Here is a 24,731-nt window from a genome sequence, read left to right on the forward strand (position 1 = left end):
AACGTAGGACCTCAATCAAACTTGAGGTCAAGGAGGCCGCCGGCCTGCCCCTTCAGTCGGAAGACTCCAGCCGCAGCACACGAAGCTCCGGAACCTCGGGTCCGGCGGCGCCGCGCACCAGCAGGGTCAGCCCGGACCAGCCCGGCGGGATCCAGAGGACGTTCGCGTCCCCGCCGGAGAAGTCCGGCCGGTCGCCGACCCAGACCCGGCCCAAGCACTCCCCACCGGCCCATCCGGTCACCCGGATCTGTGTGCCGTCCGGGCGCAGGAGGAGGCCGTCGTGGGATGGCGGCAGGTCGACGTCGAGCCATGCTTCCTCCCCCGGTGCGAGGGCCAGCGGCAGCAGGACCTCCTGCCCGGGCGCGGCTTCGGTGGCGAAGCCGGTCAGCAGGTCGTCGTCCTGTGCGGAGCAGGTCCAGTCCGTCACCGGGTCCAGGCCCAGCAGTTCGGCACGGAGGCCGCTGCCGCTGGGGTGGTGCGGCAGCGTGACCGAGATGCGGTGGGTGCCCGCGGGCAGCGGGATCCACGGATCCTCGGCGTGGACGGTGAGCACTGTGGCGGTGTGCGGCTCGTGTGCGGTGTCTGCTGCGTGCGGCTCGTGTGCGGTGTCTGCTGCGTGCGGCTCGCCGTCGGTCACGGCGACCCGCACCGGCTCGACCACCCCCTTGAGATGCAGAGCCGCCGCGGTGTCCGACCGGATCTCGCGGTGGTAGGTGACGGGGAGTCCGACGCGGGTGCTGCTCCAGCCACCGAGCTCGCGCAGGGGTGCCGGCCGGCCCGACCAGTGGCCGTGCACCGACCAGAGCGCCGACACGTCCGTCGTCTCCCGGACCGTCCACACCGTGCCGAGCCCGCGCAGCGCGCCGAGGCGGAGGGCCGGCAGGCGCGCGTCGTCGAAGTTCGCGTGCCCCCAGATCTCCACTACGGCCTCGACGTCGACGGAACCGGTCGCTTCCCGGACGTCGATCCGACAGGTGGCGCCGAATCCGGCGATCGTCGGCCGCACCCGGCCGGCCACCGACAGGTCGACGATGTCCGCCGCGCCGACGAGCAGCAGCTCGTCGACGCCCGTGAGATTCGTCGTGGTCCGGTAGGTCCCGCGCCCCCGGTACACGCCGAGCGACTCCAGCGTCGGCGGCAACTCGTGCCGGTCCGCCGCCCGCTCGGGAGCGGGGGTGTGCACTCGTCGGCGCGCGCCCGGCACCGCGACGGGCGCCGGTGCGGGCCGTGCGTGCGCCGGTGCCTCGAGATGTACGGTGCCGTCGCGATCCGTGGCGCGCAGGCGTACGGCGTCCGCCGGGGCCAGCGCTACGAGGGTCAGCCCCTCGGCCGTCGCCCGCCCCGGCGCTCCGGCCGCCGGTGCCGGTATCTCGACCCGGGTGTCCCCGACCACGACGGTGACCGGCACCTCGGAGGAGAACACCAGCTCGCCCTCCCCCGCCGCCACCAGGTCCGCGGACGCCAGAGTGAGTGTCCCTTCGTTGCCCCACGGCCTCAGGGGCACGTCCACCAGCATCAACGGGCACGAGTCCGCGGCCACGGCGACCGGCACCCCGTTCACGACCGCCGTTCCCGTCCCGGCCCCCGTCCCAGTTCCCGTCCCCGTCCGATTCCCGAGATGCGGTACGGCGAGGAGCAGGCCGCCTCCGTCGAGTCGCAGGGCCGACGGTGACGAGCTGGTCGGGAAGTCGGTGGTGACCGGCGTGGGCGGGATGGCCGGGGTGGCGAGCGCCAGGCGTGGTCCCAGGGTGTCGATGACGCGGGCGAGGATCTGGGCCTCGGCGTACTCGGGGCGTTCGGTGCCGGTGGAGGAGACGTAGCCGCCGAAGTCGTAGCCGTGGCTCATGAGGTTGCCTGGTCTGCCCCAGTTCCCCGCGGACGGGGTGTAGCCGAAGTTCCAGCCGGAGGACTGGAGGTAGGGGGCGATGAGCGAGGCGCCGCTGGCCAGGAGCCGGCGCAGGGTGCGGTGGCGGCGGTTGGTCTCGGTGATGAGCAGGGGCAGGTCGCGCTCCGCCAGCAGCTCGGCGTAGCGCCGTACCTCGGGTTCGATGTGGGGGGAGTCGTCGTCCGGGTAGAAGTTGCACGCCGGTACGACACCGGGGACGTCGCCGGTGGCGCCTTCGAGGTCGCCCTGTCCGGAGCAGGCGATCAGCGGCACGGTGATGCCGTGACGGACGGCCTGGTCGCGCAGGGCGGTGAGGTAGCCGGTCCGGTCCTCGCAGTCGAAGAAGTCCAGCTCGTTCTCCAACTGCACCATGATCACGGGGCCGTTCGCCGGGTACTGGCGCTCGGCGAGGAGAGGCAGCGCCTGGTCGAACCAGGCGGTGACCCGGTCGAGGAAGCGCGGCTCGTGCTGGCGGACCTTCAGCTGCGGGTCCAGGCCCAGCCAGGCCGGCAGCGCGCCGCCGTCCCACTCGGAGCAGATGTAGGGGCCGGGCCGCGCGATGACGTACAGCCCCTCCTCCTGCGCGAGGTCGAGGAAGGCGGCGACGTCGCGCCGGCCCTCGAAGGACCAGCGGCCGGGGGCGGTCTCGTGGAAGTTCCACGGCAGGTAGACATCCACGCAGGTGTAGCCGGAGGCCCGGACCTGGGCGAGCCGGGCGCGCCACTGTTCCCGGGGCAGGCGGAAGTAGAACAGGGAGGCGCACAGCACGAGCTGCGGAGAGCCCTCGAAGCGGATGCCGCGGGCGTCGAGCGCGATGCCCTGCTCGGGTGTGGTGGTTCGGTCGGGTGTGGTGTCCTGGCCGAGTGTGGTGCTGGGGTGGCTCACTTGACTCCCGCGCTTCCGCCGCTGATGTCCATTTCGTACAGGTACTTCTGGCCGAGGTAGTAGACGAGGACCATCGGCAGGGCTAGCAGGATCGAGCCGACCATCACCAGGTTCCAGGGCGGCGCCTGGCCCGCCTGCGAGGTGGCGGTGATGTACTGCACGCCCAGGGCGAGCGGCATCTTCGACTCGTCGTTGAGGTAGATCAGGGGGCCCATGAAGTCGCCCCAGGTGTGGGTGAGGGTGAAGATGCCGATGGCGATCAGGACGGGCCTGAGCATCGGGAACATGATCCGCCGGTAGACGCCGAAGAAGCCCAGGCCGTCCATCATGGCCGCCTCGTCGAGCTCGCTGGGCAGCCGGGAGACGAACTGCCGTACCAGGAAGACGTTGAAGGCGTTGGAGAAGAAGTTCGGCACGATCAGCGGCAGGAAGGTGTTCACCCAGCCCAGGTCCCGGAACAGGATGAACTGGGGGATCATCGTGATCTGCGTCGGGATCATCATGGTGGCGATGACGATCAGGAACATCGTGTTCTTGCCGGGCGCCCGCAGCCGGGCGAAGGCGTAGCCGACCAGGCCGCTGGAGAGGACCTGTCCCGCCACGGAGAACAGCGAGATGAGCACCGAGTTGAGCAGGAAGGTGCCCACCGGCAGCTCGGTGCCGAACACCCGGGCGAAGTTGTCCCAGTGGAACTCGCGCGGGATGATCGTGAAGGCGCCGTTGTTCACGGTGGCGTCGCTGGACAGGGCGATCGAACCGACGAAGACCAGCGGGGTGGTCAGGATCGCCGCGACGATCAGCAGGGTGCCGTAGGTGAACGGCGTCGCGCGGAACGCCCGTACGGCGGAGGCCTGTTCCTTCGCGGACCTGTCCTCGTGCCCGCGCTTGCGGACCGGGGTCGCCAGGGTCGCCATCACTTCACCTCGGTCTCGTAGAACACCCAGCGCCGGGTGGTGCGGAAGGCGATCACCGTGAACACCAGGATCACCAGGAACAGCAGCCAGGAGATCGCCGAGGCGTAGCCCATGCGGTAGTAGCTGAACGCCTGGTCGAACAGGAGCGGCACCATGGTCTGGGCCGCGTCGTAGCCCGCCGGGTTCTTGCCCTTGGGGATGAGGATGTAGACCTGCGAGAAGATCTGGAACGCGTTGATCAGGCCCATGATCAGGTTGAAGAAGATGATGGGCGTCAGGTGCGGCAGCGTGATGCTCCAGAACTGCCGCGTCGCGCTCGCGCCGTCGACCTCGGCCGCCTCGTACAGCTCACGCGGGATGCCCTTCATCGCGGCGAGCAGCAGCACGGTCGCGGCGCCCGCGCCCCACGCCGACATCAGGATCAGGGCGGGCTTGACCCAGGGGCCGTCGAACAGCCAGTTGGGGCCCGAGAGTCCGAACAGGCCGAGGAAGTCGTTGATCGGGCCGTTCGGCGCGAGCACCATCCGGAAGATCATGGCGGTGGCGACCAGGGGGATCAGCGTCGGCAGATAGATCAGGGTGCGGAACAGCTTGCGGGCCCTGACCTGCTTGTTGAGCAGGTTCGCCAGCCACAGCCCGAGCACCAGGCCCAGCGGGACCGAGATCGCAGCGTAGTAGAAGGTGTTCCACAGGGCCTTCCAGAACACGGGGTCGTCCGTGAGGAGCTGGACGTAGTTCTGGAAGCCGACCCACTTCGGCGAGTTGAAGGAATCCCAGTCGGTCAGGGAGTAGTAGATCGACGCGATCATCGGCCCGAGCAGGAAGACGAGGAAGCCGATCACCCACGGGGAGATGAACAGGTAGAAGGAGAGCGCCTCACGGCGCCGGCGCTTGGAGAGCCTCGGCTTCCTGAGTGAGGGGGGCTTCTCCGCGGCCGCGGGGGCAGCCTCCGGGGCGGCCTTCGAGGCGGTCGAGGTTGCCACAGCCGGTCATGCCCCGGACTTGATGAGGGACTCGAGGTCCTTCTGCACGGCGGTCAGCGCCTTCTTGGCGCTGCGCTCCTTGCCGAGCCAGAAGTCGGCGAGGCCGTTGGAGATCGTGTCGATCATCTCGTTCCACTCGGGGATGAACGGCGCCCGGAAGACGAACGCGCTGGACTCGGCGAACACGCCCATGTCGACGTCCGTCTTCATCCACGACGGCTTGAGGAAGGCCTGGCTCTTCTGCACCTCCAGGTCGGCCGGCACGTCCTGGCCGGAGGAGATGATCACCTTCTGCGCCTCGGCGGAGGTGAGGAAGTCGATCGCCTTGAAGGCGTTGTCGCGCTGCTTGGAGGTGCGGGAGATCGCGAGTCCGCTGCCGAAGGCCGACACGGCCTGCTTCTTGCCGCGCCACATGGGCGCGATGTCCCAGCCGAACTTCGCCTTCGTCAGGCCCGACATGACCCAGAAGCCGTTGGCGTGGGTGGCGACCTTCTGGTTGGGGAACGCCTGGTCGCCGCCGATGTCGGGGCCCATGTCGGCGTAGTCCGCCTTGCTCGGCACCACCTTGTGCTTGAAGACCAGGTCGCCCGCCCACTGGAGCGCCTCGACGACCTCGTCACTGTCGACCGCGGGCCGGCCCTGGGCGTCGATGATGGTGCCGCCGTTCTGGTAGGCGAGGCTCCACCACTGCGGGAACCACTCGGCCCCGCTGTATCCCCACACCTTGCCGGGGACCGTCAGCTCCTTGAACGCGTCGAGGGCGTCGTCCCAGGTCCAGTCCGCGGTGGGGGCCTTGATGCCCTTCTTGTCGAACATGTCCTTGTTGTAGAACACGGTGACGGCACCGGAGCGGTCCGGGATCGCATACAGCTTGTCCTGGTAGGTGTAGAGCGAGCCGACCGGGCCGAACCGCTGCTCGGGGTCGAGCTTCGCCTTCTTGGCGAGGTCGTCGAGGGGCAGCAACTGGTTCTTGCTGGAGTACGTGTTGACGCTCTCGGCGACCTGCATGATGTCCGGCCCGGTGCCGCCGGCGATCATCGTCTGCACCTTCTGCGGGTAGGAGTCGCCCGGGATCAGCTGCAGCTTGACCTTCAGGTCCGGGTGCTTCTTGACCAGCAGGTCGATGCGGGCCTGGTACGTCTTGCGGTCGGGGTCGCCGCCCCACACCGTCATCACCAGCGGAGCGTCGGCCGCACCGGCGCCGGAGCCGCACGCCGTCAGCGTGACGACCCCCGCCGCGACCCCCAGCCCCAGAAATCCCCGACGAGAAAACCGCGCACTGTCAAGCGTCATGGCACTGCCCTTCCTTGAGACATGCGCACACTTGAGGTCGCCCGGATGATCAGGCCGGACTTCGAATGGCGGTTAAAATAACCATCGTTTTAAGCCAGCGACAAGACCTTGTTTCGTGTGGGTTCAGTTGTTACCCGGGGCTCATGGCAGCACAAAAGCGGGCATCGACGGGGTTGTCGCAGGTGGACCGGGCTTGGTGCGGGCGCCCCGGCCGGTGGCCCTGTCTCGCCGCTCTCCTGCCGCCGGACTCCTGGAGGTTGCCGAGGCCGGCACGGTGGGCGTCTTCAGCCGGGCAGGAAGGTGGCGATCTCCTCGCAGAGGCGGGCCGGCTGGTTTAGGTGGCCGTCGTGCGAGAGCTGCCGCGTTACGGCCGTAGCCGGACTACCGGGTTACGGCCGTACGCGGCACACCGAGTTACGGCCGTACGCGGCCCACCGGGCTACGGCCGTACGCGACCCACCCGGCTACGGCATCGGGCCCAGGTCCGCTCGGCCGAACAGCAGGGCATAGCCCGGCGGCAGCTGGGCCAGGATGCGGGTCACCAGGTCGTCTCCGATCAGGGGCGGCAGCGCGCCGAGGACCGAGCTGACGTCCCAGCGGGCCGTGGCGGGGGTGGCGCCCTCGGTACGTGCGGCGATCGAGTCGACGAACTCCGCGGCCGTCAGCCGCTGGGTGGCCGGGAGCTGGGAGGCGATGAGCCTGGCGGCCTCTTCGGGCAGGGCGCGGGCGAGGTCGACCCGTTCGTCGCCGATGACGTGGGTTCCGAGCGCGGACAGGACGACACGGGTGACGCGCTCGGCCTCGGCCCTGGTGGGGTACTGGCCCGACTCCTGCACCGCGTCGAGCAGTCGGGTCGTGGTGAGCGTCTCCGTGGGCACCGTCGTCACGGTCATGTGCGGGATTTCCTCTTGGGTGTTCATGGGTGACCGTCCCGCGGGTGGGACGCCCGCGGGACGCTGCCTCGGTTGCGTGGGTGCTCGGGTGGGGTCAGCCGCTGAGCTGCTTGCGGCTGTCGCCGCCCGTGATCTGGATACGGCGTGGCTTGGCCTGCTCGGCCACCGGGATGCGCAGGGTGAGGACGCCGGCCTCGTACGACGCGTCGATGCGCTCCGTGTCCAGCGTGTCGCCGAGGAAGAGGCGGCGGGTGAAGACGCCGGTGGGACGCTCGGCGACCAGCAGCTCCGCACCCTCGGGAGCGGGGGACCTGCGTTCGGCTCGCACGCTCAGGACGTTGCGTTCGACGTCCAGCTCGATCGTCTCGGGGTCGATGCCGGGGAGGTCGAAGTGGACGAGGAAGTCGTCCCCGGAGCGGTAGGCGTCGATCGCCATCGCCGAAGGGCGGGCGGCGGAGCCGAGGACCTGCTGCGTGAGTCGGTCGAGGTCACGGAAGGGGTCCGTGCGCATGAGCATCACTGTCTCTCCTCTCATCAGGCACTGTGTCGCGATGCCGCATGTGTTGCTTCTTCTTATATAGCTCGGACGAGAAAAGTTGACAAGCCTGGACTCAGGTTCGGGTGGGTGCCGTTCTCGCGCCCCGGCGTGTGCACCGCCCGCACCGGGAGTTAGCCTCGGTCTCTCGTGAGGTCAGGAGGCAGGAACATGGTGAAGGTTCCCAGCGCGGTGGTCGCCGCGAGCGGGCTGGTCGGCGGGTACGGCGTGGCCCGCTGGACCAGGCAGCGGCCGCTCGGCGGGGCCGTGCTCGCGGTCGCCGGGGTGACGGCGGCGCGGCAGTGGCGGGAGCAGGCCGGCGGGGTCGCCGCTGGGGCGTTGTCGGCCGCGTATGTCGCCGCCTTCGCCGGGTCGCATCCCCTGGCCAAGAAGGTGGGCGCCTGGCCTGCCGTGTTCGGGGTCGCAGGCGCTGTGGCCGTGGCGTCGTGGGTGGTGGCCGACCGGCGGGGCCGGCCCGGACAGTAGTGGCCGACCGCCGCGCCGGTCCGGAGGGTGACCGCGACCGGTCCGGGCAGAACCGCGATCGGTCCGGACGGTGACGGGACAGCGAAGAACCCGGCCCTGAATCCCAGGGCCGGGTTCTTGTGTGTGGAGCGCCGGGCAGGCCTCGCGGGGTGCGGGCCTGCTCCGGGTCGTGCGGTGTGCCGCGGTGTGTCAGTCCGGGTCGGGAACGGACTGCAGCGTTCCGTCGTCCACGACGAGCTCGTGGTAGCCAAGACGCTCGCCGAGTGCGTGGTACCGGTCGTACTGGGACTCCGTGACGGGAACCAAGTGGGCCTTGAGGACCCGCAGGAGGAACCGGAACCCCAGGTCGGGGTCGACCTCGACGACCAGTTCCTCGAGCGCGGCCGTCACCTCCGCCCCGCCGGCCCCCACCGCGCCCTCCACACCCTCAGTGACCTCACGGATCGCCTCCAGGATCTCCTGCCTCAGTGGCCCGTCCGCGGAAGGCGGCGGCGGAACAGGCGAGAAGGACGGCTCGTCGCGGTGGATCCGGTCGACGGAGATCCGGACGATGTCGCGCAGCCATGCGCGCCCGTCGAGCCACATGCCATCCGGGTCGTACGAAAGTCCGATCGCCGACCGCCACAGGAGTTCGATCGTCCGGGTGGGCAGCGGTGACTCCAGCAGCCGGAGAGCATCCTCCACGAGAGTGGCGGCGTAGACCCCGTCCCCCCAGTCCGCGGCACCGGCGACGATCTCCTCCGGCGTCGCCTCGCTGACCCAGGGGCCGGCGAACCACTTGGTGAGCCCGCTGAGCCCGAAGTCGACCCAGATGTCCTGCCGTTGTGCCGTCACGAGGTGGGCTTCTTTCCCTTCGGGTACGAGGTGTACACCATGTAGCCGGGTTTGTGCGCGGACCTCTTGAGGGTGATGGACACGATGTTCTGGGCCGCCCAGCTGTCACCGGTGTGGTGGTAGATCTTCCCCAGAGACGCCGTGTCGTCGAGCGTCACGTCGAACGAGAAGAGGTGAGCGGCGCTCTCGGAATCCTTCGGGGTCGACTGGACCCAGTTGTCGAGCTTCTTCCGGTTCGCCTTGTTCTGCTTCGGGGACATGCCCGTCAGCCACTTCTTCATCCCCTCGTCGACAGCGGCCTGGGCCGTGTCGAGATCCTTCCAGACACCGGTCACACCAGGGGCGTTGGGGTTCTTGGCAAGGTCGTCCTTGGCCTTGTTGATCGCCTTCTGCGGAGTGGTGTCGACGTGGACCCCGATGGTGTGGGCACCGCGGTCGTTCTCGTGCAGGCGCAGGTTCAGGCAGTTGTGGACCAGGATGTCCGTGGTCCGGGCGCCCGCCGTCCCCTCCGTACCCACGTAGAAGGTGTGCAGCTTGTCGACCGTCAGGTCGTAGACCGAGCGGGGTGCCAGACCTGACCGGTCGTGCAACGCGCTGACGACACCGGAGGTGCCGTCCGGCCGGCGCAGCCGGTCGCCGGTCCGCAGGTCGGCGACGAGCGTCCACCCTCGCCCGTCCACGTAGATCCGGTGTCCGGCGGTGCTGGTCAGGCTGGTGCCGTCGACGAGGGAGACGTCGACGAGGCGCCGAGTGCCGTGCCGGAACGTGTTCGTCACCTGCTGCGGCGCGTGGACACCGGTCTCGGGATCCGTCGCCAGGACCAGGTCACCCTCCCGGACCGAGCTGATCGGCCGACGGGTTCCGTCCGCCATCAGCACAGGCGTGTCCGCCGGGAAGCTGTTGACGCGGCAGCTCGTCAACGCGTCTTCGACGATGTTGGCCTGCCGCTCCAGGGCCGCCAGCGAACTGGGGTCGATGTCCAGGCCCTTCAGGGCCTTGAAGGCATCGGCGACGTTCACGCCGGTCCGCAGCGCGACGTCCAGGGCGATGAGCGCGTCGGCGATCTTGGTGAACGCCCTGCCCGGGATGAAGTTGCTCGCCGCCCACGCGCAACCGCTGACGCTGCCGTGCCAGCAGTCGACGAAGTCCTGGATCAGAACCGCTTTCAGGATCTGGTAGACGACGGTCTGCTTGATCAGGTCGAGCTTGCTGAAGTACTGGGTGACATCCTTCTCCAGCCCGGTGAAGCGCTCGCTCTTGACCAGGACCGTGTCCGCCGCCGCGCAGCCGGTTGCCGTGGCCGGCACGTCGGAGTCGGTGCAGAGGAAGAAGTCGACCGTCGCGTCGAACGTGACCTTGAAGGTGACGGTGCAGCCCTCGAAGCCGATCTCGATGACGCAGTCGTTCTGCTGCTTGGCGTCGGTGATGGAGATGGTGTCGTCGTCGACGACGTACCAGGTGCCGCCGAGGCCGGTGCCCGCGCCCGACGCGACCTGCTGGTTGGCCTGCTTGCGTGCCGCGGACTCCGCGGCTTCCTGTGCCTCCTTGGCGTACTTCAGTGCGTCCTTGGCCGCTTCTTCGGCTTCGGTCGCGGCGGTGTCGGCGCGGTCCGCGGCGGCGCGGGCGTCCTTCGCGGCCTGTTCGGCCTCGGAGGCGGCCGTGCGGGCGGCTTCGGCGTCGAGCGCCGCCTGGTCGGCCGAATCCCGGGCGTTCTTGGCGTGGGATTCGGCGCGGCCGGCTGCCTTGTCGGCGGCTTCGGCGTCCTCGGTGGCCTGGCGGTTGTACTCGACGGTGCGGGCCAGGGACGCTGTCGCCTTGGACGCGGCCTTGGCGGCGTCGGCGGCGTAGCCGAGTGCTTCCTTGGAGTAGGTGCGAGCGGTGGCCGCGTGTCCGGCGGCGTTGGCGGCGTGCTGGTAGGCGGCCTTGGCGTCGCCGGTCGCCTGCTCGGCGAGGTTCTTGGCCGCGGCGGCCTCCGCCTGCGCGTTCTCGGCGTGGGCGTCGGCGACGGCCTGCTGCTGCTCGGCGAGCGACTTCGACGCCTGCCCGGTCAGCACGACCAGGCCGGCGGCCGAGTCCGTGGTGACGTAGGGGGAGCCGAGTTCGATCGCGTCGTTGGCGGGCTTGGCGACCTGGACGGCGGCGTTGCCCGCGTCGACGGCGGCCTGCGCGGTGATGTGGGCGAAGCCCGCGGCCTTCGCCGAGGCGACCAGCGCCTTGGCGGCCTCCTTGTTCGCCTCGTCCGCCTGGGACTTGGCGGTCTTGGCCAGCTTCTCCGCCTCGTCCGCCAGCTCGACGGCCGTCTTGGCCTCGGAGGAGGCGTGCTCGGACGCCTTGATGGCGTCAGCCGCCGCGCTCGTCGCGGTCTTCAGCGCGGCGTCGGACTTCAGTTTCGCGGCCTGGGCGCCGTCCGCGTGTGCGCGGGAGCGCTTGGCGGCGGCTTCGGCGCGGGTGGCCGCGGCGTCCGCCTCGGCTGCCGCCTCGGTGGCCGCGTTCGCGGAGGCCCGGGCCCGGCCGGCTGCCGCCTCGGCGTCATCCGCGTGCCCAGCGGCGGCGTTCGCCGCGGCCCTGGACTCCTGGGCGTTGCTGTCGGACTCGTGGGCCTGGGCGTAAGCCTCCTTGGCGTCCGCCTTGGCGCGGGCGGCGTCCGCCTTCTGCTCGGCGTCCCAGGCGTCGTCACGCAGATCGCGGGCCTTGTCGCGGGCCTTGACCGCGTCGTTCTTGCGCGCGACCGCGGTCGCCTCGGCGGCTTCGGCCTTGTCCTTGGCGTCCTTGGCGTTCGCCGCCTCGGCCTGGGCGTCCTGCTTGTGCCGGGCCGCCTCGGCCTGCTTGGCCTCGGCGGTCTCCTTCTCCGCCTTGGCCGTCTTCTCCTCGGCCTCGGCGGCCAGACGCTCGGCGTGGGCCTTGGCGGCGGCCGACTTGGCGTCGCCCTCGGCCTTCAGCGCCTCGGCGAGCTTGGCCTCCGCGGTCTCCTTGTCTTTCTTGGCGTTGTCGCGGTGCACCTTCGCCGCGTCGGCCGCGGCCTTCGCCTGGGACTCGGCCATCGCCGCGGCGGCCCTGCGGAACTCCGCCGCCGACTGCGCGGCCTGCGCGAGAGCGCGCTGCGCGATGGTCTGGCTGTCACCCGCGGACGCCCTGGTCGCCGCCTCGGCGGTCTCAGCGGCCTTCACCATCGCCGTCAGCGCCGCCACCGAACCCTTGGTGACCTGCGCCTTTTGCTGACCGACCAGCAGGCCCCGGCCCCGCGGCGCACCGGCGGCATCCGCGATGCCGTAGGCGGCCTGCTCGGCCGTATCGGAGGTGGTGGCCGCCTTCTTGGCGTTCTCCAGCTGGGTCTTGATCGTGGCCAGGTGCTTCTTCGCCGCCGCCTGGGTGTCGGTGACGACCTTCTTCGCCTTGTCGAACTCGGCCTTCTCCGGGTACAGGGGACTGTCCGCGCCCTGGTGACCGGACGGCTTGATCAGGAACTTCTGCGAGGCGGCGTTCTTGCAGTCCAGCAGCCGCGCGTCCGTGCTCTTGGTGAACGCGCTCAGGTCCAGGCACTTGCCCGTGCTCACGCTCTTCAGAGGCGCGGTGGCACGGACGTCGCCCTTCCACGACTGCCCCTTGGACTTGTAGCAGTCATAGACCTGGATCTTCGTGCCGTTCGCCGAGGCGTTCCCGGCCACGTCCAGGCATCGCTGGGAGGCGACATTGCGGAGGTAGAGCTTGTCCTCACTGCCCTCCAGCGTCCACTGCTGGGCCGCGCCGCCGTTGCAGGTGTAGATCTGCACGGGCGTGCCGTTGGCTTCCTTGCCGCCCGCGACGTCCAGGCAGTTGCCCGCCGCGCCAGGCACCTGGATCACCACGGTACTGTCACCGATCCAGCCCAGCCCGCCGGCCGACCAGTAGTCCTGCCAGCGGGCGGAATAGTCCGCCATCCACGACTGGCCGAGGACCTGCCCCAGGGCGAACGTGCCGTCCCGCAACGCCTTGGTGGCGGTGACGTTGGCACCGAGGATCTGCTGGCGCTGCGTGGCCTGCGAGGCGATCTCCTGCTGCCACTCGGCGGACGCCTGCGCCACCTCCTTGCCCAGGACCCGGTTCGGGTCGATCGGGGCGTGCCAGGCACACGACGCGAAGCGGGCCTTCAGGTCCTCGACCGCGACGCGGTATTCCGGGGTGTCCGCGGCCGGGGCCGTGCGAGGGAAGCCCCCGGAGCTCAGGAAGATACGCGCGTCATCGGCGAACACCCGGGGAACGAACAACTCGTTGGGTTCGATCTTCCCCGAGTTCTTCTTCCACAGCTTCCACGCCTGCTGCTCCTGCGCCGTCCCCCCGGAGGTGTACTGCGGGTCACCGACCGCGAGGGCGGCCGCCTTCGTCTTGTCGTCAGCGGTGGGAGAGGGATCGTAGAACGGCGAGAACAGGTCGACCGACTTGAAGTACGACTGGTACAGCCACGGAACCAGGCCCGTCCGGTCGTAGATCTTGTCCTCTCCTTGCGGTTCGTCAGGGTAGGAGCTCAGGCCCATGACGGCGCTGGACCATGCCCGCTCCTGGTCATTGGCCTTCTTGAGCCACTGGTCGCTGTCGGCGCTGTCCGCATAGGAGGCCTGGTGCAGGGGAGAGTTGTTGTCTGCGAGGTCCCGCTTGAGCTTCTGGTGGAGCTGATCGGGCGGCAGCCCGATGGAGTTCTGCGCGAGGGCGAACAGGTTGGGACCGCCCTTGCGCAGGGCGTCGACGGCCACACACTGGTCCTCGCGCAGCTGCTCGGCCGCCTTGGTGTCGAAGCCGTCGTACGAGTCACCCGCCGCGGCGACAGGCGCGGTGCGCGGTTGGGCGTCCCGGCCGGGCTGGACGGGCTGGACGGCCAGACCGCCGAGGACGGCCAGGGCGGTGACGGACGTGACGGCTGACGTCAACGCGGCTGAGGTTCGTGAGCTGGGGTTGGACAACCCCGGTCTGAATCGCAAAGGAGCATCCTTCACAGAAAAGCGGGATGGCGGCGGACGGGGCCACAGGAGGAGACGGGATGTAGCGGGACAACCCGGACGGCAGCGGTCAGGTGTTCCCGCGAGCCGGCATCACGGCATGACGAACCATCTCTCCCCCGTGACGGCGCCCCGCGGGGCCCGCCGAATGATGCGCGCGCGAACGACGAGGGTGGTCGAATCCCTGCCCGGTCCGGTACACGCGGCGGTCAACTTAGCCACAGGCCAGCCGATCGCGGCAAGCGTCGCCCCTGACGCCCGGACGCCTGACCGGAAATCGTTTGCGCTGCGCGGCAGCTGCAAACGCCGAGCTCACGGCAGGAGTCGCATGTGAGAGATACGTAAAGAAACTGCGCAGATGTCGAAGCGTCCCGGCCAAAACTTGACTGAAATCCACCTACTCGCCAGTAGGGCGTTGAGGACACCCGGTGTCAGCCGTGGGCCATGCGAAGCGAGGGTGGCGAGGGACGGCGGGGACAGCCAGGGAGAGGCAGCGGGGGACAACAAAGAACCCGGCCCTGAATCCCAGGGCCGGGTTCTTGTGTGTGGAGCGCCGGGCAGGCCTTGCACCTGCATTTCCCCGCAGGAAGCGGGGCGTCTTTCCTTGGACCACCAACGCACGATCCTTCAGCCGGGAGTTCCGGCGACCGGATGCAGATCAACTGTACCGCAGTTTTTGTTATCGCCTCACCGCCCACCCGTCTCCTCACCGTCCCCCACAGGCACGCGACTTGACGACGCTGAGGTACGACGACGTGACACGACAGATCAGCCGCCGGAGCATGCTGAGAGCAGCGGGTGCGGCGGGTGCCGGTATCGGTATCGGTACGGCCGCCCCCGCGACCCCGGCCTCCGCCGCCGACGCCTCCTTCGCCCACCCGGGGCTGCTGCACACCCGTGACGACCTGGACCGTATGGCGGCCAAGGTGAAGGCGGGCGCCAGGCCCTACGCGGCCGGGTTCGCCAAGCTCACCGCCAATCGGCATGCCCAGAGCGGCTGGCGGGCCAATCCGCAGGCGACGGTGTACCGGGGGTCGGGGTCGCCCCAGAACTACGCGGCGCTCTACAACGACATCCACGCCGCCTACCAGAACGGCCTGCGGTACCACGTCGGCGGAGAGGACGCGCATGCCGACACCGCCGTGGCGATCCTGAACGCCTGGTCGGGGAAGCTGACGTCGATCCAGGGCTCGGCCGACCGGTTTCTGGCGGCGGGGTTGTACGGGTATCAGTTCGCCAACGCGGCGGAACTCGTGCGTGATCGTGACGACTTCGACCTCGGGCGGGCTCAGGAGCTGCTGTCGGATGTCTTCCTGCCGCTCAGTGACGGCTTCCTGAGCCATCACAACAACGCCGTCGTCACCAACTACTGGCCCAACTGGGATCTGACGGCCCTCGCCTGTGTGCTCGCGACCGGGATCTTCTGCGATGACCGGGCTGTCGTGGAGCGGGCCGTCGAGTACTTCAAGCACGGCGACGGGATGGGGTCGGTCCGGCATGCCATTCCCGTGGTGCACGACGACGGGCTCGCGGAGTGGGTCGAGGCCGGGCGCGACCAGGGGCATGCGCTGCTCGGGGTCGGGCTGATGGGCACGGTGTGCGAGATGGCGTGGAGCCAGGGCATCGATCTGTACGGGTACGACGACAGCCGGTTCCTCAAGGGCGCGGAGTACGTGGCCAAGTGGAGCCTGGGGGGTGATGTGCCGTATACGGCCAACACGCGGAGGAAGGGGGCGATCGGGGGGTGGTCGGGGAGCGAGACGGCTACGGAGGCGGCCGGTGTGGATCCGGGTATGACCCGGCCCATCTGGGCGATGATCGCCAACCACTACACCAGGCGGCGGGGGCTGTCGGCGTCTTATGTGACGCGGGCCGCGATGAGGGCTGCGCCTGAGGGTGGGGGCGGGGATTACGGGCCCAACAGTGGGGGGTTCGACCAGCTGGGGTTCGGGACTCTGGCGTTCACCCGGGAGCGGGCAGCCGAGGTGTCCTCCGCGCCGAGTCCGGGTCCTGCCGCGTCCGACGGGACGGCCGGGGGTGTTCGGCCGCAGGCTTCGGCGTCGCCGGTCGCGGGTGGCGACCTGGCTGCCACGGGGTCGGCGGACACCGTCGGCGGGGCCGCGGCGGCGGGGATCACGGCCGTGGCGGGGGGACTGCTGTTGCTGCGGCGGCGGGGCCGGGCCGGGTAGCCGTGGCGGGCGGCCGGGGGCCGGTGGCACCTGTCGGGCCGGGTGGCGCCTGTGGCCGTCATGTCCCTTGTGTGACGCGGTAGTTGGGGTGAGGGTGTGATCCAACTGTGAACTCCTGATCCCTGGAGGAACATCCGTGCCGTCCAACACCCCACGTGTCCCTCACGCGAGAAGAATCGGGAGACTGGCTGTCGGAGCCCTGGTCACCGCGCTCTTCGGCCAGTTGATGACCGGGACCGCGGTCGCCGCTCCCCCGGCCGAGGACAGAGCAGAGGCCCTCTTACCCGGGCGAATAGCCTGGGCACCCTGTGAGTCGCCCTCCGGCGAGGGCACCTTCGACTGCGCCACGGTCAAGGTGCCCGTGGACTGGAAGCGGCCCAAGGGCGCCACCCTCGAGCTGGCCCTCGCCCGGCACCGGGCCACCGACCCCGCCCGCAGGATCGGTTCGCTGCTGGTCAACCCCGGTGGGCCGGGAGGCTCCGGGGTTGACTTCGCGTTCCGTGCCCCGGACAGCTTCTCCCCCGAGCTGCTGGAGCGGTTCGACATCGTGGGCTTCGACCCGCGTGGTGTCGCCCGCAGCAACCCGGTGGTGTGCGACCGGGACCGGGTGAACGCCCAGAACGCGTTGCTCTACCCGGACGGCGCCGCCTCCTTCGCCGCCCTCCGCGCGGCCAACCGCGCTCTCGGTGAGAGCTGCCGCGACCTCACCGGCCCGCTCGCCGACCACATGGACACCGGAAGCGTCGTCCGCGACATGGAGGCGATCCGCGCCGGCCTCGGCGAGAAACGGATCAGCTACTACGGCGTCTCCTACGGCACCGCGGTCGGCCAGCAGTACGCCGAGCGTTACCCGCACCGCGTCCGCGCGATGACCCTCGACTCGAACATGGACCACAGCCTGGGCGCGTGGGGCTTCCAGAAGACCGAGGCCGTCGGGGTGGAGGAGTCGTACGGCCAGTTCGCCGACTGGTGCGCCCGTACTCCCTCGTGCGCGCTCCACGGCCGGGACGCCCGAGCCCTGTTCGACTCGCTCTACAAGCGCGCGGAGGCCGGTGAGCTGGTCGTGCCGGGCGACCCGCCCCGGCCGGTCGCCCCGTGGGAGGTCCAGACCATCGCCCACAGAAGCGGGTACGACCCGGCGTCGTGGTTCGATTTCGCCCAGGCCCTCGCCGACCTGGACGCCGGCGCCCCCGCTGCGGCACGGATGCTCCGGAAGTACGGGGTGCCGATGGAGTACCCGTTCAACTCGGTGATGTGCCAGGACTACGACCTCGGCGTGGACTCGTACCGCACCCTCGCCCGCTTCCAGCGCGAGCTCGGCCGGCTCGCGCCGGTGACCAGGTTCAGCCCTCTCGGCTGGACCGTCCAGACGGGCTGCCAGGGCTGGCCGTCCGAGGTGTCCAACCCGCAGCGCAGGCTCGATGTCGACGGCACCCCGCCGATCCTGCTGACCAACAGCCGGTACGACCCCGCCACTCCGCACTCCTGGGGCGCCAACGCGGCGCGGCAGATCGGGCGCGAGGCCGTGTTCCTCACGTACGACGGTGTCGGCCACGGCGACTACTGGCTGAGCCCGTGCGCACGTGACGCCATCGACACCTATCTCGTGACCCTGAAGACCCCGCGCGACGGCACCCACTGCCCCGCGATATGGCCGGCCGGGCCCTCCGCCCAGCGGCAGTCGCCGTCCGGCGGCCTCGTCAACCCGCTGCCCGAGCTGCTGGGCGCGGGGACGGGGACGTACGGGCGAGCCGGCTGAGGCGGACCGGCCCGGGTTCCCCTCGGGTGTGCGTGTGTGGGTGTGGCTCCGGCCTGGCCGGAGTCACACCCACACACGCGGGGGGCTTACGCCGTCGCCTTGTCCTCCGCCGCCGTCAGCGGCTTGGCGATGTCCTCCAACGACCGCCGTTCCGCCTTCACCGCCAGGATCGCCGCCGCCAGACCCGCCAGGCACATCAGCGCCGCGCCGATCTGGAAGGCGAGGGCCGTGTCGGCGACGACGCCCGTTTCGGTGAGGTCGGCGAAGAGGAGGGGGCCGCTGATGCCGCCGGCCGCGGTGCCGATGGCGTAGAAGAAGGCGATGGACATGGCGCGGGTCTCCATCGGGAAGACCTCGGAGACCGTCAGATAGGCGCTGGAGGCTCCGGCCGAGGCGAAGAAGAGGACCGCGCACCAGCACGCCGTCATCGTGGTCGCGTTGAGGGAGCCCTGGTCGAAGAGCCAGGCCGTGCCGAAGAGGAGCAGGCCGGAGAGCAGGTAGGTGCCGGAGATCATGATCCGGCGGCCGACCGTGTCGAAGAGTTTGCCGAGGAGCAGCGGGCCGAAGAAGTTGCCGAGCGCGATGACGGCGAAGTAGTAGCCGGTGTTGCCGCTCGGGACGTCGAAGAACGTCGTGAGGATCGCGCCGAAGCCGAAGGTGATGGCGTTGTAGAGGAAGGCCTGGCCGATGAAGAGGGAGAAGCCGAGGATCGCGCGCTTGCGGTAGTCGGAGAAGACCGTGCGGCCGATCTCCAGGAAGGAGACGCTGCGGCGCTGGTGGATCGTGAGCTCGCCCTCAGCGCGCGGCAGCGGCTCGCCCCGCTCCTCCTCGATCGCGCGTTCGATAGAGGAGACGATGCGCTCGGCCTCGTCGTCGCGGCCGTGGATCAGGAGCCAGCGGGGGCTCTCCGGGACGTGCCGGCGGACCAGGAGGATCACCAGGGCCAGGACCGCGCCGAGCGCGAAGGTGAGGCGCCAGCCGACGTTCGCCGCGAAGATGTCGGTGTCCAGCGCGACGATCGACAGCAGGGAGCCGCCGACCGCGCCCAGCCAGAAGCTGCCGTTGATCATCAGGTCGGTGCGGCCCCGGTACTCCTTGGGGATCAGCTCGTCGATCGCGGAGTTGATGGCCGCGTACTCGCCGCCGATACCGAAGCCGGTGAGGAAGCGGAAGAGGAAGAACCACCAGGTGTCGAAGGAGATGGCCGTCAGCGCCGTCGCCCCCAGATACACCGCCAGGGTGATCATGAAGAGTTTTTTGCGCCCCCACTTGTCGGTCAGGCGGCCCCAGAACAGGGCGCCGATGCAGGCACCCGCCACGTACAGGGCGGCCGCCATGCCGGTGACCTCGCCGGAGGTGATGGGCAGGCCGCTGCCGGGCTCCGAGAGGCGGCTTGCGATGTTGCCGACGACGGTGACTTCGAGGCCGTCGAGGATCCACACGGTGCCGAGGCCGAGGACGATCGTCCAGTGCCAGCGCGACCACGGAAGGCGGTCGAGGCGGGCGGGGATGTCGGTGGTGATGGTTCGGCCGGTCCCGGCCTGCGCGGTGCTCATGGGCCCCCTCCTCGTCGAGCGGAACCGGGGTCGAGTGCCCTGACCGGCTTCTCTTACGCCTGAAGCATCACGCCCCCAGCGCGTGCGACACCGTGTAGATCAGCAGCCCCGCCAGCGAGCCCACCACCGTGCCGTTGATCCGGATGAACTGGAGGTCGCGGCCGATGTTCGCCTCGATCTTCCGCGTGGTGTGCTCGGCGTCCCAGCTCGCCACCGTGTCCGTGATCAGGGAGGTGATCTCCTTGCGGTAGGTGGTGACGACGTAGACGGCCGCGTCCTCCACCCACTTGTCGACCTTGTCCTGCACCTTGCGCTCGGCCGCCATCCGGGAGCCCAGCGAGATCAGCGAGGCCCGTACGCGCAGCCGCAGCTCGCTGCGCTCGTCCTCCGCCGCCGCGACGATCATGGATCGTACGGCCGTCCAGGCGCTGGCGATGAGGTCCTGGACCTCGCCGCGGCCCAGCACCTCGCCCTTGAGGCGCTCGACGCGGGCGCGGGTCTCGGTGTCGGACTGGAGGTCGGTGGCGAAGTCGGTGAGGAACCGGTCGAGGGCGCCGCGCGCGGGATGGGCGGGCATGTCGCGCATCTCGGTGGCGAACCGCAGCAGCTCCTTGTAGACGCGCTCGCCGACCTTCTTGTCGACGAACTTCGGCGTCCAGCCCGGGGCGCCGCCCTCCACGGCGTTCATCACCTCGTCGCGGTGCAGGACCAGCCAGTCGTGCGCTCGGGTGACGACGAGGTCGACGACGCGTTTGTGACCGCCGTCGGCGACGACCTTCTCCAGCATCTTGCCGATGCCGGGGCCGATCTCCTGGGCGTTGGCGCGTCGGGTGATCGCCTCGCCGACGACGGCCTGGACGTCGGAGTCGCGCAGGACGGTCAGGGCGCCGCGCAGCGCGGTGGAGAGCTCCGCCGTGACCCGGTCGGCGTGCTCGGGGACCGCGAGCCAGGCGCCGAGGCGGCTGCCGATGCCGACGGCGCGCAGCCGCTGCCGTACGACGTCCTCGGAGAGGAAGTTCTCGCCGACGAACTCGCCGAGGGAGACGCCGAGCTGGTCCTTCTTGGTGGGGATGATCGCGGTGTGCGGGATGGGAATGCCGAGAGGGTGGCGGAAGAGGGCGGTGACGGCGAACCAGTCGGCGAGCGCGCCGACCATGCCGGCCTCGGAGGCGGCCGCGACATAGCCCGCCCAGGGCCCGGCGCCGGAGTTCTGGGCCCATTTGGCGAGGACGTAGACCACGGCCACGAACAGCAGAAGGCCGGTGGCGGTGAGCTTCATACGGCGTACGCCGCGCTGCTTCTCCTGGTCCGCCGGGCTGAAGCTCGTCATCGCACGGTTCACGGCGGCGCCGGGGCGGGCATGCTGCCCCTCGACGCCGCCCTTTTCTTCCACTTTCATCCGTTCCATCCGCTCCACCCGCTCGGTGATCCCGCACACATTGTCCCTTCCTGACCGACTACTGGAACGGAACAGGAGTTCCCGGCGTCTGTCGGAAGGGGGTAATGCCAGGGGTCCCTGTCAGCTTCCCCCGGCCCATGACGCATCATGGGCACATCAGATCGGAGCCTTGGGCTCCCATCGCTGGAGGAGAACTGAACAGCATGACCCGGGGTCGTGGTTACGCCCTGCTCGCGGCGATCGTCGCAGCGGTTGTGGCCCTTTCCGCCGCCATATATGTCGGAGTGGCGACCGACGACGGCACGCAGACCCGGAACACCCGGGCAGACGGCCGTCTGCCGAACAATCCCGCCGCCCCCGCCTCGACCGGCACCTGGGTCGGCACCTGGTCCACCTCACCGTCGGGAGCCGAACCCGGCACCGAGACGGCCGGCATGGCGGACCGTTCGGTGCGCAACGTCGTCCACACCAGCGTCGGAGGTACGAGTGCCCGCGTGACGCTGTCCAATCTCTACGGCCAGTCGCCGCTGAGCATCACGCAGGCCTCGATCGCCGTGGCGGCCGCCGCGGGTACGCCCGCCGCGCTCTCGGACACCATGCGGCAGCTGACCTTCAACGGCGGCCCCGCGGTGGTCATCCCGCCCGGCCGGCAGGTGATGAGCGACGTCGTGCGCGTCGTCGTCCCGCCCGACGCCGACGTCCTGATCACCACGTACACACCGACCAGCTCCGGCCCGGTGACGTACCACCGCCACGCCCGCCAGACCTCCTACGTCGCCCAGGGCAACCAGGCACAGGACACGACGGGCACGCCGTACACCGAGCAGAGCGACTCCTGGCGCTACCTGACCGCGCTGGACGTGCTGAGCAACGAGTCCGACGGCACGGTCGTCGTCCTCGGCGACTCCCTCACCGACGGCATCACCTCCACCGCGGGCGCCAACAGGCGGTGGACCGACGTGCTGTCCGAGCGGCTACGCGCGGAGATCGCCGCCGGGCGGGACCTGCCCCGCTACAGCGTCGTCAACCAGGGCATCAGCGGCAACCGGGTCCTCACGGACGGGCTGGGCCGCCCGGCCGACAACCCCAGCGGGCTCAACCGCTTCGGCCGGGACGTGCTGGAGCGCACGAACGCCAAGGTCGTCGTCATCGACCTCGGCGTCAACGACATCCTCCGCAACCCGCGGCTGGCCGACCCGAACGCGATCCTCGCCGGGCTGCGCACGATGGTGGGTCAGGCCCACGCGCGCGGCATGAAGGTCGTCGGCGCGACCCTGATGCCGTTCTACGGGCACCGCGGCTACACGGACCCGCGGGAGTCGGTCCGCCAGCAGATCAACGCCGAGATCCGGGCGGGCCGGGTCTACGACGCGGTGGCCGACTTCGACAAGGCGCTGCGCGACCCCTACGACCCGCGCCGGCTGCGCGCCGACTACGACTCGGGCGATCATCTGCACCCCAGCGACAAGGGGTACGCGCGGATGGCCGAGGAGTTCGACCTGGAGACCCTGAAGGGGTCCGCCCCGGCCGAGCTGTAGGGCCCCGCCCCGGCGCCAACAGCGAGTACTGGCCGACGACGCTCAGTACTCGCCGTTGCTCCGCCGCTCCAGCTTCTCCCGCCGCCGCTCCTCCTTGAGCCGCTGCCTCTCCGCCCGCGTCACCTTCCGCTGGACCCCGACGCCGCCCCAGAAGGCGAACCCGGTCACGATCACGCGCGGCGCCCCCGGCTCCCCGGGCACGCCGTCCTCCTGGTGGTCGAAACCGCCCATGATCCCGATGCCGCGCACCACGACCTCGACGCCGGGCGGCACGATGACATCGACCCCGCCCATGATCGCGATCGCGTTGATCTCGACCTCGCGGTCCGCGAAGTTCGCCTCGCGCAGGTCGATCTCCCCGCCGCCCCAGAAGGCCAGGCAGGTGAAGCGCCGAGGCATCGTCCAGTGCCCCTTGCGCTGGAAGCCGGACATCACGGCGACGGCCCACGTCGAGGACCCCTCGCCGCCGACGACCCGCCCGGGCCAGTCCGCGCCCGTCGCCGGGTCCTTGCTCAGCGACACGGCGGGCACCGCGACGCCCGCGCCCGGCAGGTCCCGGGTGATGGGCACCAGTTCCCCGTACGTCCGCGCCTGGTATGTCGCGTCCAGCCGCTCCTCGAACTCCGCCATGTCGAGACGTCCCTCCGCGAGGGCGTCCCGCAGGACTTCGGCGACCCGTTCACGGTCGGCGTCGGAGGCGCGAAGGTCCGGGACTGCGTCGTCGGTCATGTACAGCAGCCTACGAGTTACCGGTCCCGGGCACTATGCGGTCGCACGCTCCGGCGGGGGTTTGGGGGTGTCCCCCAACGAGTGCAGCATCTTGGCGATCACCGCCTCGATGTCCGGCTCCCGCACCGACAGGTCGACCAACGGGTACTCCGCCGCGATCCGCGCCACCAGCGGCGCCGCCGACTCCGCCGCCGGGAACGCCAGCCACTGCCGCGGACCGTCCACCCGGACGACCCGGGCGGGTGCCGGGGCGTCGATCGGGGGCAGTTCCCGTTCGAAGTCCACGACCAGCGTCCGCTCGCTCTCCCCCGCCTCGTGCAGCCCGGCGAGCGGACCGTCGTACATCATGCGTCCGTGGTCGATGACCATCACGCGCTTGCACAACTGCTCGATGTCCTGAAGGTCGTGCGTGGTCAGCAGCACCGTCGTGCCTCGCTCGGCGTTCATCTCCCGCAGGAACTCCCGCACCTTGGACTTGGAGACCACGTCGAGCCCGATGGTCGGCTCGTCGAGGTACAGCACCTCCGGGTCGTGCAGCAGCGCCGCCGCGATGTCGCCGCGCATCCGCTGGCCGAGGGAGAGCTGACGCACCGGCACGTCCAGCAGGTGGGCCAGGCCGAGGAGTTCGACCAGGCGGTCGAGGTTCTCGCGGTACCGGGCGTCCGGGATGCGGTACATGCGGTGCATCAGCCGGTAGGAGTCGACCAGCGGCAGGTCCCACCACAGCGTGGTGCGCTGCCCGAACACCACACCGATGCGGTGCGCGAGCCGGGTGCGTTCGCGGGACGGGTCGATGCCCGCGACCCGCAGCCGGCCGGCGCTCGGGGTGAGGATGCCGGTCAGCATCTTGATCGTGGTCGACTTCCCGGCGCCGTTCGGGCCGATGTAGCCGACCATCTCGCCGCGTTCCACCCGGAAGGAGATCGAGTCGACGGCCCGGACCTGCCGCCGCTCCCGCTTCATGAAGCCGGTCTTCTTGCGTACGTCGAAGACCTTCTCGACACCGTCGAGTTCGATGAAGGCGCTGTCCGAACCGTCGCTGTCCACCTCGGTCACCTCAACTCCCTGTACTCCGGTAGGAACGAAGCCCAGCCCGCCACGCCGCCCCCGCCAGCAGGCAGCAGGCCACCGCCACCAGGGGCGAGGCGAACGCCGCCCAGGGCGGCAGGCCGATGGGGTACGGCCGCCCCAGCACATGGGCGGCCGGGACCCAGTTGACGAAGGCGAGCGGCAGCATGAAGGTCACGCCGCGCACCAGGTCCTTCCCGAACACGCTCGGCGGATACTGCAGCAGCGTGGTCCCGCCGTACGTGAAGGCGTTCTGCACCTCGGCGGCGTCCTGCGCGAAGATCTGGAAGGCCGCCCCCGCCACGAACACCGCCGAGAAGATCGCCGCGCCGCTGATCACCATCACCGGCACCAGCAGCACCTTCGTCGCACTCCAGTCGACGTCCACCGAGACCAGCGCCCAGCCCAGCACCACGGCGCCCTGGGTGATCCGGCCCAGGCGGCGCAGCGCGAAGAGGTCGGCACCGACCTGGGCGAGCACCGGCGCGGGACGCACCAGCAGCGTGTCGAACGAGCCGTCGCGGATCCGGGAGCCCAGGACGTCCATCGAACCGAGCAGCAGGTCGGCGATCCCGAACGCCGTCACCGACAGCCCGTACAGAAAGGCGACCTCGGGCAGTGACCAGCCGCCCAGCGAGTCGACCTGCGAGAACATCAGCAGGATGCCCACGAAGTCCAGGCCCGTCACCGTGAGGTTGCCGAACACCGTGACGACGAAGGAGGTGCGGTAGGTCATGCTGGACCGGATCCACATCCCGGCGATCAGCCGATAGGCCCGCAGCCCCTCGGCCAGGGCACCGCGCTCGGCCGCCTCG

Annotated in this window: 17 protein-coding genes; 4 read left to right on the forward strand and 13 right to left on the reverse strand. The window is 70.1% G+C overall.

Translation table 11 applies throughout. The annotated features are described in order from the left end of the window. Nucleotides 1-52: 52 nt before the first annotated feature. From ACFZBT_RS03110 to ACFZBT_RS03135, 6 genes are all read right to left on the reverse strand, one after another. Nucleotides 53-2,770: a beta-galactosidase gene (locus tag ACFZBT_RS03110; RefSeq protein WP_391097824.1), complete on the reverse strand. Its 2,718-nt coding sequence runs from the start codon at nt 2,768-2,770 to the stop codon at nt 53-55. Further along, the gene (locus ACFZBT_RS03115; RefSeq protein ID WP_391097825.1) at nt 2,767-3,684 is read right to left on the reverse strand and encodes an ABC transporter permease subunit; all 918 of its coding nucleotides are present in this window, start codon (nt 3,682-3,684) and stop codon (nt 2,767-2,769) included. The genes ACFZBT_RS03110 and ACFZBT_RS03115 overlap by 4 nt, the downstream gene beginning before the upstream one ends. Then, the gene (locus ACFZBT_RS03120; protein ID WP_391097826.1) at nt 3,684-4,667 is read right to left on the reverse strand and encodes an ABC transporter permease subunit; all 984 of its coding nucleotides are present in this window, start codon (nt 4,665-4,667) and stop codon (nt 3,684-3,686) included. The genes ACFZBT_RS03115 and ACFZBT_RS03120 overlap by 1 nt, the downstream gene beginning before the upstream one ends. 6 nt (nt 4,668-4,673) lie before the next feature. Next, nucleotides 4,674-5,960 (reverse strand): extracellular solute-binding protein, encoded by a 1,287-nt coding sequence (locus ACFZBT_RS03125; RefSeq protein ID WP_391097827.1) that lies wholly within the window; start codon nt 5,958-5,960, stop codon nt 4,674-4,676. Between the two features lie 464 nt (nt 5,961-6,424). After that, nucleotides 6,425-6,853, reverse strand: a complete 429-nt coding sequence (locus ACFZBT_RS03130; RefSeq protein WP_391097828.1) for a DUF2267 domain-containing protein — start codon at nt 6,851-6,853, stop codon at nt 6,425-6,427. Between the two features lie 94 nt (nt 6,854-6,947). Further along, nucleotides 6,948-7,370 carry an Hsp20 family protein gene (locus ACFZBT_RS03135; RefSeq protein WP_391097829.1) on the reverse strand — a complete coding sequence of 141 codons (423 nt, stop codon included), beginning with the start codon at nt 7,368-7,370 and terminating at the stop codon, nt 6,948-6,950. A 189-nt stretch (nt 7,371-7,559) separates the two neighbouring features. Between ACFZBT_RS03135 and ACFZBT_RS03140 the strand changes: the two genes are divergently transcribed. Beyond that, entirely contained in the window at nt 7,560-7,874 is a 315-nt protein-coding gene (locus tag ACFZBT_RS03140) for a hypothetical protein (RefSeq protein ID WP_391097830.1), read from the forward strand. A gap of 189 nt (nt 7,875-8,063) precedes the next feature. Here ACFZBT_RS03140 and ACFZBT_RS03145 read toward each other — a convergent pair whose 3' ends face one another. Then, complete coding sequence (locus ACFZBT_RS03145; protein ID WP_391097831.1) at nt 8,064-8,708, reverse strand: hypothetical protein; 645 nt, start codon at nt 8,706-8,708, stop codon at nt 8,064-8,066. Next, nucleotides 8,705-13,609, reverse strand: coding sequence for a ricin-type beta-trefoil lectin domain protein (locus ACFZBT_RS03150; protein WP_391097832.1), 4,905 nt, complete (start codon nt 13,607-13,609; stop codon nt 8,705-8,707). The genes ACFZBT_RS03145 and ACFZBT_RS03150 overlap by 4 nt, the downstream gene beginning before the upstream one ends. An 851-nt stretch (nt 13,610-14,460) precedes the next feature. Here ACFZBT_RS03150 and ACFZBT_RS03155 point away from each other — a divergent pair. Beyond that, a complete protein-coding gene (locus ACFZBT_RS03155) occupies nt 14,461-15,867 on the forward strand; it encodes an alginate lyase family protein (protein ID WP_391097879.1) in 1,407 nt (468 codons plus the stop codon). Between the two features lie 136 nt (nt 15,868-16,003). Then, on the forward strand, nt 16,004-17,626 hold the full coding sequence (locus ACFZBT_RS03160) for an alpha/beta fold hydrolase (protein WP_391097833.1): 1,623 nt from the start codon (nt 16,004-16,006) through the stop codon (nt 17,624-17,626). Between the two features lie 86 nt (nt 17,627-17,712). Here the strand turns inward: ACFZBT_RS03160 and ACFZBT_RS03165 are convergent, their stop codons facing one another. Beyond that, on the reverse strand, nt 17,713-19,182 hold the full coding sequence (locus ACFZBT_RS03165) for an MFS transporter (RefSeq protein ID WP_391097834.1): 1,470 nt from the start codon (nt 19,180-19,182) through the stop codon (nt 17,713-17,715). Nucleotides 19,183-19,249: 67 nt separating this feature from the next. Next, on the reverse strand, nt 19,250-20,590 hold the full coding sequence (locus tag ACFZBT_RS03170) for a DUF445 family protein (RefSeq protein WP_391097835.1): 1,341 nt from the start codon (nt 20,588-20,590) through the stop codon (nt 19,250-19,252). A gap of 194 nt (nt 20,591-20,784) precedes the next feature. Here ACFZBT_RS03170 and ACFZBT_RS03175 point away from each other — a divergent pair, with 194 nt between their 5' ends. After that, nucleotides 20,785-22,119, forward strand: a complete 1,335-nt coding sequence (locus ACFZBT_RS03175; protein WP_391097836.1) for a GDSL-type esterase/lipase family protein — start codon at nt 20,785-20,787, stop codon at nt 22,117-22,119. A gap of 42 nt (nt 22,120-22,161) precedes the next feature. On the opposite strand, the gene ACFZBT_RS03180 is transcribed toward ACFZBT_RS03175, so the two are convergent. From ACFZBT_RS03180 to ACFZBT_RS03190, 3 genes are read right to left on the reverse strand one after another with little or no spacing between them, the layout of a single operon-like run. After that, nucleotides 22,162-22,848 (reverse strand): DUF1707 domain-containing protein, encoded by a 687-nt coding sequence (locus ACFZBT_RS03180; protein ID WP_391097837.1) that lies wholly within the window; start codon nt 22,846-22,848, stop codon nt 22,162-22,164. Nucleotides 22,849-22,881: 33 nt separating this feature from the next. Further along, the gene (locus ACFZBT_RS03185; protein WP_391097838.1) at nt 22,882-23,904 is read right to left on the reverse strand and encodes an ATP-binding cassette domain-containing protein; all 1,023 of its coding nucleotides are present in this window, start codon (nt 23,902-23,904) and stop codon (nt 22,882-22,884) included. Nucleotide 23,905: 1 nt separating this feature from the next. Then, complete coding sequence (locus tag ACFZBT_RS03190) at nt 23,906-24,670, reverse strand: ABC-2 family transporter protein (protein ID WP_391097880.1); 765 nt, start codon at nt 24,668-24,670, stop codon at nt 23,906-23,908. Nucleotides 24,671-24,731 lie beyond the last annotated feature (61 nt).

This window comes from Streptomyces sp. NPDC008137, assembly GCF_042957035.1.
GTDB lineage: Bacteria > Actinomycetota > Actinomycetes > Streptomycetales > Streptomycetaceae > Streptomyces.

Bases quoted from the DNA above. Each gene is read 5' to 3' on its own strand.
- ACFZBT_RS03130 (WP_391097828.1), bottom strand. From the start codon at position 6,853: ATGACCGTGACGACGGTGCCCACGGAGACGCTCACCACGACCCGACTG.
- ACFZBT_RS03170 (WP_391097835.1), bottom strand. From the start codon at position 20,590: ATGGAACGGATGAAAGTGGAAGAAAAGGGCGGCGTCGAGGGGCAGCAT.
- ACFZBT_RS03190 (WP_391097880.1), bottom strand. From the start codon at position 24,670: ATGTGGATCCGGTCCAGCATGACCTACCGCACCTCCTTCGTCGTCACG.
- ACFZBT_RS03175 (WP_391097836.1), top strand. From the start codon at position 20,785: ATGACCCGGGGTCGTGGTTACGCCCTGCTCGCGGCGATCGTCGCAGCG.
- ACFZBT_RS03180 (WP_391097837.1), bottom strand. From the start codon at position 22,848: ATGACCGACGACGCAGTCCCGGACCTTCGCGCCTCCGACGCCGACCGT.
- ACFZBT_RS03135 (WP_391097829.1), bottom strand. From the start codon at position 7,370: ATGCTCATGCGCACGGACCCCTTCCGTGACCTCGACCGACTCACGCAG.
- ACFZBT_RS03165 (WP_391097834.1), bottom strand. From the start codon at position 19,182: ATGAGCACCGCGCAGGCCGGGACCGGCCGAACCATCACCACCGACATC.
- ACFZBT_RS03155 (WP_391097879.1), top strand. From the start codon at position 14,461: ATGCTGAGAGCAGCGGGTGCGGCGGGTGCCGGTATCGGTATCGGTACG.
- ACFZBT_RS03115 (WP_391097825.1), bottom strand. From the start codon at position 3,684: ATGGCGACCCTGGCGACCCCGGTCCGCAAGCGCGGGCACGAGGACAGG.
- ACFZBT_RS03140 (WP_391097830.1), top strand. From the start codon at position 7,560: ATGGTGAAGGTTCCCAGCGCGGTGGTCGCCGCGAGCGGGCTGGTCGGC.
- ACFZBT_RS03125 (WP_391097827.1), bottom strand. From the start codon at position 5,960: ATGACGCTTGACAGTGCGCGGTTTTCTCGTCGGGGATTTCTGGGGCTG.